The organism is Sphingomonas sp. (genome assembly GCF_040398505.1).
In the GTDB taxonomy this organism is placed as follows: Bacteria; Pseudomonadota; Alphaproteobacteria; order Sphingomonadales; family Sphingomonadaceae; genus Sphingomonas.
In genome coordinates this window covers 5,980-13,116 of the sequence record NZ_JBBATX010000057.1, presented here as the reverse complement: position 1 = coordinate 13,116, position 7,137 = coordinate 5,980, and the positions used below count along the sequence as shown (strand labels likewise).

10 protein-coding genes are annotated in these 7,137 nt (G+C 65.9%); all 10 read left to right on the top strand.

Going from position 1 to position 7,137, the window contains the following annotated elements; translation table 11 throughout:
* Positions 1–182 precede the first annotated feature (182 nt).
* A complete protein-coding gene (locus tag ABWP09_RS08750; protein ID WP_353204761.1) occupies positions 183–890 on the top strand; it encodes a response regulator in 708 nt (235 codons plus the stop codon).
* Positions 859–2,466: a sensor histidine kinase gene (locus ABWP09_RS08745; RefSeq protein ID WP_353204760.1), complete on the top strand. Its 1,608-nt coding sequence runs from the start codon at positions 859–861 to the stop codon at positions 2,464–2,466. Before ABWP09_RS08750 ends, ABWP09_RS08745 begins: the two co-directional genes overlap by 32 nt.
* Positions 2,463–2,888: an HPr kinase/phosphorylase gene (locus ABWP09_RS08740; protein WP_353204759.1), complete on the top strand. Its 426-nt coding sequence runs from the start codon at positions 2,463–2,465 to the stop codon at positions 2,886–2,888. Before ABWP09_RS08745 ends, ABWP09_RS08740 begins: the two co-directional genes overlap by 4 nt.
* On the top strand, positions 2,885–3,838 hold the full coding sequence (gene rapZ / locus ABWP09_RS08735; protein WP_353204758.1) for an RNase adapter RapZ: 954 nt from the start codon (positions 2,885–2,887) through the stop codon (positions 3,836–3,838). The genes ABWP09_RS08740 and rapZ overlap by 4 nt, the downstream gene beginning before the upstream one ends.
* Positions 3,839–3,851: 13 nt before the next feature.
* Entirely contained in the window at positions 3,852–4,259 is a 408-nt protein-coding gene (locus tag ABWP09_RS08730) for a PTS sugar transporter subunit IIA (RefSeq protein WP_353204757.1), read from the top strand.
* A complete protein-coding gene (locus tag ABWP09_RS08725; RefSeq protein ID WP_353204756.1) occupies positions 4,259–4,543 on the top strand; it encodes an HPr family phosphocarrier protein in 285 nt (94 codons plus the stop codon). Before ABWP09_RS08730 ends, ABWP09_RS08725 begins: the two co-directional genes overlap by 1 nt.
* A 4-nt stretch (positions 4,544–4,547) precedes the next feature.
* The gene (locus ABWP09_RS08720; RefSeq protein ID WP_353204755.1) at positions 4,548–4,961 is read left to right on the top strand and encodes a response regulator transcription factor; all 414 of its coding nucleotides are present in this window, start codon (positions 4,548–4,550) and stop codon (positions 4,959–4,961) included.
* 110 nt (positions 4,962–5,071) lie between these two features.
* On the top strand, positions 5,072–5,626 hold the full coding sequence (locus tag ABWP09_RS08715) for a DUF4199 domain-containing protein (RefSeq protein ID WP_353204754.1): 555 nt from the start codon (positions 5,072–5,074) through the stop codon (positions 5,624–5,626).
* A gap of 12 nt (positions 5,627–5,638) precedes the next feature.
* Complete coding sequence (locus tag ABWP09_RS08710) at positions 5,639–6,433, top strand: TrmH family RNA methyltransferase (RefSeq protein ID WP_353204753.1); 795 nt, start codon at positions 5,639–5,641, stop codon at positions 6,431–6,433.
* A 49-nt stretch (positions 6,434–6,482) separates the two neighbouring features.
* On the top strand, positions 6,483–7,137 hold a 655-nt coding region (locus ABWP09_RS08705), incomplete at its 3' end, for an AIM24 family protein (protein WP_353204752.1).

Below are 7,137 nucleotides of genomic sequence, written 5' to 3'. Positions count from 1 at the left end.
CGGAAGTGTCTCTCCTGGACTATCACGCGGGCCATTTCGCTCCGCATACGTATGCGGAGCGCATATCGAGGGCATAGGCTGCGGTCAAACATCGTCCGTTTAGCTTGCCCGTTCAGCTTGCATTGAGCGCGCCTGCGTAATGGATTAGGCCGGACGATGAACGATAAGGAATGCCCCGGCCGATGACGGCAACGATCGCTTTGGTCGACGATGACCGCAATATCCTGACCTCGGTGTCGATCGCGCTGCAAGCCGAGGGGTTCGTCACGCGGCTCTATTCGGATGGCGAGACGGCGCTCAAGGCGCTGATCGATAACCCCCCCGACATCGCGATCCTCGACATCAAGATGCCGCGGATGGACGGGCTTGAGCTGCTCCGGCGGCTGCGCGAGAAGAGCATGGTGCCGGTGATCTTCCTCACCTCGAAGGATGACGAGCTCGACGAGGCGCTTGGTCTCGCGATGGGGGCGGATGATTACATCGCCAAACCCTTTTCGCAGCGGCTGCTGATCGCGCGAATTCGCGCAATCCTGCGGCGGAGCGAAGTGTCCGCAGGCGGTGCCGGCGCCGACGAAGCCGCCGCCGACACCGCGCTGGTGCGCGGGCGACTCGCGATGGATACCGCGCGGCACCGCGTGACATGGGGCGGCGCGACCGTCGTGCTGACCGTCACCGAATTTCTGATCCTCGAGACGCTGGCGCAGCGCCCCGGGATTGTGAAGACGCGCAACCAGTTGATGGACGCCGCCTATCACGACGACATCTATGTCGACGACCGCACGATCGACAGCCACATCAAACGCGTCCGCCGCAAGTTCCGGCAGATCGACCCGGCATTCGATGCCATAGAAACGCTATATGGAGCTGGGTATCGATTCTCCGAGGAATGACCGTGCGGGCGACAGCCTGGAGCGCGGCGAGGATGATGCACGCGCGCTCGCGCTCCGCTGGTCGGCACGTGTCTCGCTCACGCCGCGCATCCTGTTCGTCAACGTGTTCGCGCTCGCGCTGCTCGCCGGCGGGTTTTTCTATCTCGATTCGTATCGCAGCCGGATCGTCGATGGACGCGTGACGCAATCGATCCGCGAAGCACGGCTGATCGCCGAGGCGCTCGTATCGGTGCCGCAGAACCGGCGGGCCGACCTCGCGCTGCGGCTGGCGCGCGACATGGGCGCGCGGGTGCGGGTCTTTGACGAAGCGGGCAAGCCCGTGATCGACACGCGGCGGCTGGGTTTGCGCAATGTCGTGCTGCAAGATCCCGACAAGCAGGATTGGCGGCAAGCCGCGGCACGCTTCCTCGATGCGATGATCGACACCGTCGTCGGCACGCCGCGTGCACCCTTGTACCGCGAACATTATGAAGCGCGCGACTGGCCCGATGTGCGCACGGCGCGCGACACGCCGACTGTGGCGGCGACGGTATGGCGCGCCCCTGATCGCACGCCGATCATCACCGCCGCCTCGCCGATGTCCGCTGGCGGCGGGGTTGTGATGACAATGATCAACGCGCGCGAAATTACGCAGACGGTGCGCTTCGAACGCTTTCGGCTTAGCGTCGTGCTGCTGGTCGTGTCGATCGCCTCGGTGCTATTGTCGCTGTTCCTCGCCCGCACGATCGTCCAGCCGCTGCGCAAGCTGGCCCGCGCCGCGGTGCGCGTGCGGGTCGGGCGCGCGCGCGAAGTGGTGGTGCCGCGCCTGCCCGAGCGTCGCGACGAAATCGGGATGCTGGCGCGCGCTCTGTCGGACATGAGCCTTGCTTTACGCGCGCGGATCGACGCGATCGAAGCCTTCGCGGCCGACGTGACGCACGAGATGAAGAACCCGCTCGCCTCGTTGCGCTCGGCGGTCGAGGGGATGACGACGGTCAAGGACCCGGCGCTGCAGGAACGCCTGCTCGCCATCGTCCGCGACGATGTCCAGCGGCTCGACCGGTTGATTACCGACATTGCCGAGGCATCGCGGCTCGATGCGCAGCTCAGCCGGACCAAGTTCGAGCCGGTCGACCTCGGCGCGATGATCGCGGCGCTGATCGCCAGTCGCGACGCGCGCGGCGTGGAGCGCGGCGTGCGGCTGCACTTCGACCGGCGCACCGACCTGCCGCTGATCGTGCCGGGCGAAGGTGCACGGTTGGAGCGGGTGCTCGAAAATCTGATCGAGAATGCGGTGTCGTTTTCGCCCGATGGCGGGCTGATCGTGCTGTCCGCGACATGCGAGCATGACATGGTCGTGGTGGCGATCGAGGATCAGGGGCCAGGCGTGCCCGAGGACGCGCGCGAACAGGTGTTCCGGCGCTTCCAGTCGTTGCGTCCGGCGGGCGAGGTGTTCGGCAAGCATTCGGGCCTCGGCCTCGCCATCGCGCGGACGATCGTCGAAGCGCATCAGGGTACGATCGTCGCCACCGCGCGGATGGACGGTGCGACGGGGGCGCGCTTCGTGATCCGGATGCCGATGGAGGACGCACGGTGACGCCGCTGCGGCTCCACGCGACGTCGGTGGCGATCGGGGCGCACGGCGTGTTGCTGACCGGGCCGTCGGGCGCGGGGAAATCCGATCTCGCGCTCCGCCTGATCGACCGCGGCGCGACCTTGATCAGCGACGATCAAACCGAACTGACGCTGGTCGACGGTTGCCTGCTGGCGGCGGCACCAGCGACGATCGCGGGCCAGATCGAAGTGCGCGGACTCGGCATCGTCGCGGTGGCGCAGGTGTCCGATATACCCGTCGCGCTGGTGGTCACGCTCGGCGTACCGCTCGAGCGGATGCCCCCGAATGCCGTCGCCCATGTAATTGCGGGCATCGCCCTGCCCGCCGTCGCGCTCGACGCCTTCGAAGGATCGGCGCCGATCAAGGTGGAATTGGCGCTGCGCCGCGCTACAATGACACTATGAAGCACGATCCCAAGGACATCCTGCTCGTTACCGGCATGTCGGGTGCGGGAAAGTCGACCGTGCTGCGCACGCTTGAGGATCTCGGCTGGGAAGTCGTCGACAATTTGCCGCTACTGCTGCTCGACCGCCTGTTAAGCGCACCGCTGCCCGAGGGCGCGGCGCGCGCGACCCAACCGCTCGCGCTTGGCATCGGCGCGCGCACCCGCGACTTCGATCCCGAGCGAATCGTCCAGCGAATCAAACAATTGCGCGAGCAGCACGGCCATGATGTCGGCACGCTGTTCCTCGATTGCGCGGGCGGCGAACTCGAGCGGCGCTATTCCGAGACGCGGCGGCGGCATCCGCTGGCGCTCGACCGGCCAGCGGCAGATGGCATCGCGCGCGAACGCGAATTGCTGAGCCCGATCCGGCGTTGGGCGAACCGGCTGATCGACACGACGGATTTGACCGCAAACGAGCTTGCCCAGCAAATTCGCGCGACCTTTTCGGGCGAGGGTCTGGGCAAGCCGACGCTCTCGGTCACCTCGTTCGGCTTTTCGCGCGGGCTTCCGCGCAACGCCGATCTGGTGTTCGACATGCGCTTCCTGCGCAATCCGCATTGGGTGCCAGAGCTACGGCCGGGCACCGGGCTGGACGCCGATGTCGCGGCCTATATCGCGCAAGACCAGGCGTATGAAGCGGCGGTCGGGCAAATCGAATCGCTGCTCTTACTGTTGCTCCCGCGCTACAGGGCCGAGGGGAAATCCTATGTGACGGTCGCATTCGGCTGTACCGGAGGGAGACACCGCTCGGTCCATGTCACCGAGCGTGTCGCAGCCCGGTTGCGCGACGCTGGATTTTCGCCCACGGTCTCGCACCGCGATCTTGCTGCCGCACCCCAGGACTCGCTGGAGGGGGTGCAGGGCGAGACAACTGACAAGACAGATGACGATGGGGCGCAAGCTACATGATGTGGGCGGGACGATGATCGGGCTGGTTCTCGTGACGCATGGTCGGCTGGCCGACGAATTCGTCACCGCGATGGAGCATGTCGTCGGCAAGCAGGAGCGCGTTGCGACCGTCAATATCGGCCCGGAAGACGATATGGAGGCGCGCCGCAACGACATTGCCATGGCGATTGCGCGAGTCGATGACGGGCGCGGCGTTATCCTGCTGACCGATCTGTTCGGTGGCACCCCGTCCAACCTCGCCATCTCGCTGATGGAGCGCGGGCGGATCGAGGTGATTGCCGGGATCAACCTGCCGATGCTGATTCGGCTCGAATCGGCGCGCAAGAAAATGAAGATCGTCGATGCCGTCGCCGCCGCGCGCGAGGCGGGCCGGAAATATATCTCGGTCGCCTCCGAAGTGCTCGGTGAGGCGGCCGCTTGATGTCGGTGTCGCCCAAGGTCGAACGGCGGGTTCTCATTACCAACAAGCGTGGGCTGCATGCGCGGGCGAGCGCTAAGTTCGTGACGCTGGCGGCGACGCAGCCGTGCGAAGTGCAGGTCGAGAAAGAAGGCGCGGGATCGGTCACCGGCACCTCGATCATGGGCCTGATGATGCTCGGGGCAGCCATGGGCGATACGATCACGATCTCGGCCGAGGGCAAGCATGCCGAGGCCGTGGTGGGTGCGTTATATGATTTGGTCGAGGCGAAGTTTGGGGAGGACTGACCGGGTGTTGCGCCGTGCGCTGCTCTACGGACTGGTCCTGGCGGCGAGCGCGCTGTCGCTGCAATGGCTCGATTATCGGCGGCTCGTATTGACCCGCACCGACGATGTCTATCTTTTCGGGATCGCCGCGGCCTTCCTCGGCGCGGGTCTGTTGATCGGCGCGCGGGTGATCGGGCGAACCACACCGATCGCCTTCGATGGCAATCCGAAGGCAGTCACGGCGCTCGGCATTTCACCGCGCGAGCTGCGCGTGCTGGAGGCCCTCGCCGCTGGACAATCGAACAAGGAAATCGCGCGCGAGCTGCAGATCTCGCCCAATACGATCAAGACACACGTCTCGCGACTGTTCGAAAAGCTCGACGCGAGTCGCCGAACCGAGGCGATCAATAAGGCGCGCACGCTCGGCATTGTGCGGTGATCGCGGGGTTGCCGATAGGGTAAATCCTTCAAATCACCCCTCCGGGTGATTGCGTCACCGCTCAAAAACCGGCTGATTTGGGCCAGTGTCCACAACGGGAGCGCGAATCGATGATGCAGAAAATCGTTGGCTATGGCGCGATCGCGGGGCTTGTCGCGGGCGGCGCAGTGTCGCTCACCGCGCTCGGCGTCGGCGACCACAGTATCGGTGGCTGGGGGATGGCGATCGGCTATCTCATCATGCTCGCCGCGCTGAGCACGATCTTCGTCGCGATCAAGCGCCAGCGCGACGTGGCGGGCGGCGGTGTGATCGGGTTCTGGTCGGCCTTTGGGCTCGGTGCTGCGATTTCGGTGGTCGCGAGCCTCGTCTACGCGTTGTGCTGGGACGCGGCGCTCGCGATCGGCCATATCCAGTTCGGCCATAGCTATGCCGCGAGCACGATCGCCGAGGCCAAATCGCGCGGCATGACGCCCGATGCGCTCGCCAAGCTCACCGCGGAGATGACGCGGTTCGCCGAGAAGTACGACGGCAGCATCCTGTATCGGCTGCCGATGTCGATGATGGAGATCTTGCCGGTCGGCTTGGTGGTGTCGCTCGTTTCGGCCTGGCTGCTGTGGAAAGGGCTGTTCCTGCCGGTTCGGGCTTCCGGCGAGGCCTCGGCCTAGCTATCACGCACCATGCCCCGCGAAATCACCGCTTATTCCAACCCGCTCGTTAAGCGCGTCCGCAGCTTGCGCGAGAAGCGCCACCGGCGCGAGGAAGGGCTGTTCCTCGCCGAGGGGCTGCGGATCCTGACCGAGGCGCGCGAGGCGGGGCGGATTCCGCAATATCTGTTCTTTGCGCGCGACAGCGCGGCGCATCCGCTGGTGCTGGCGCTCGTCGCAGCGGTCGAGGCGGCGGGCGGCGAAGCGATCGAGACGGTACCCGACATCCTTGCGAAGCTCTCCGGCAAGGACAATCCGCAAGCCGTGGTGGGCGTCTTTGCCGAATTCACGCGCACGCTCGACAGTCTCGATCGTAATAGCGCGAGCATCTGGCTGGTTGCCGAGCGGCTGCGCGACCCCGGCAATCTCGGCACGATTCTGCGCACTGGCGATGCGGTCGGCGCGGGCGCGCTGATCCTGATCGGCGAGTGTGTCGATCCCTTCTCGGTCGAGGCGGTGCGCGCGAGCATGGGGGCGCTGTTTACCGTGCCGGTGGTGCACTGCGACTGGGCCGAGTTCCTCGGCTGGCTGCGCGGCGGGCCGGGGCAATTGGTTGGGCTGAGCCTCGACACCGACACCGACTATCGCGCCGCAAGCTACACCGCGCCGACCTTCCTGCTCACCGGCAACGAGGCGCAGGGGATGCCCGACGGCTATGCGACGGAATGCGATGTGCTGGTCAAGATCCCGATGCTGGGCAAGGCTGACAGCCTCAACGCGGCAGTGGCAACCGCAGTGATGGCGTATGAAGTGCTTGGGCGCGGATAGCGAATCGGGGTAGGATCGCAGGCGTCGACCCTCTGTTCGGAGAAGCCATATGCCCCCGCCCAGCCCCTGGCAGCACAGCCGCAGTGCCGGCATTGCCGACGACGTGGATTTCGAGATCAAGGGCCAGGAATTGCAGTTCGTCGAGATCGAGCTCGATCCCGGCGAGAGCGCGGTGGCCGAGGCTGGCGCCTTCGTGTGGAAGGATGCCAGCATCGGCATGACCACCGTGTTCGGCGACGGCAGCGGCGATCAGGGTGGCGGCTTCATGGGCAAGTTGCTCGGCGCGGGCAAACGGCTGGTGACGGGCGAGAGCCTGTTCATGACGGTGTTCACGCACAATGGCAGCGGCAAGGCGCGCGTCGCCTTTGCTGCCCCCACGCCGGGTGCGATCCTGCCGCTGCGGCTCGGCGCTTATGGCGGCACGCTGATTTGCCAGAAGGATGCGTTCCTCGCTGCGGCCAAGGGCGTGTCGATCGGCATCCAGTTCCAGCGCCGCGTGATGACCGGGCTGTTCGGCGGCGAAGGCTTCATCATGCAGCGCCTCGACGGCGATGGGTGGGTGTTCGTCCAGATGGGCGGCACCGTGGTCGAGCGTGAGTTAAAGGCGGGCGAGGAACTGCACGTCGATACCGGCTGCCTCGCCGCCTATACGCCGAGCGTCGCGTTCGATCTGGTCGCGGCGGGCGGGGTGCGCAGCATGGTGT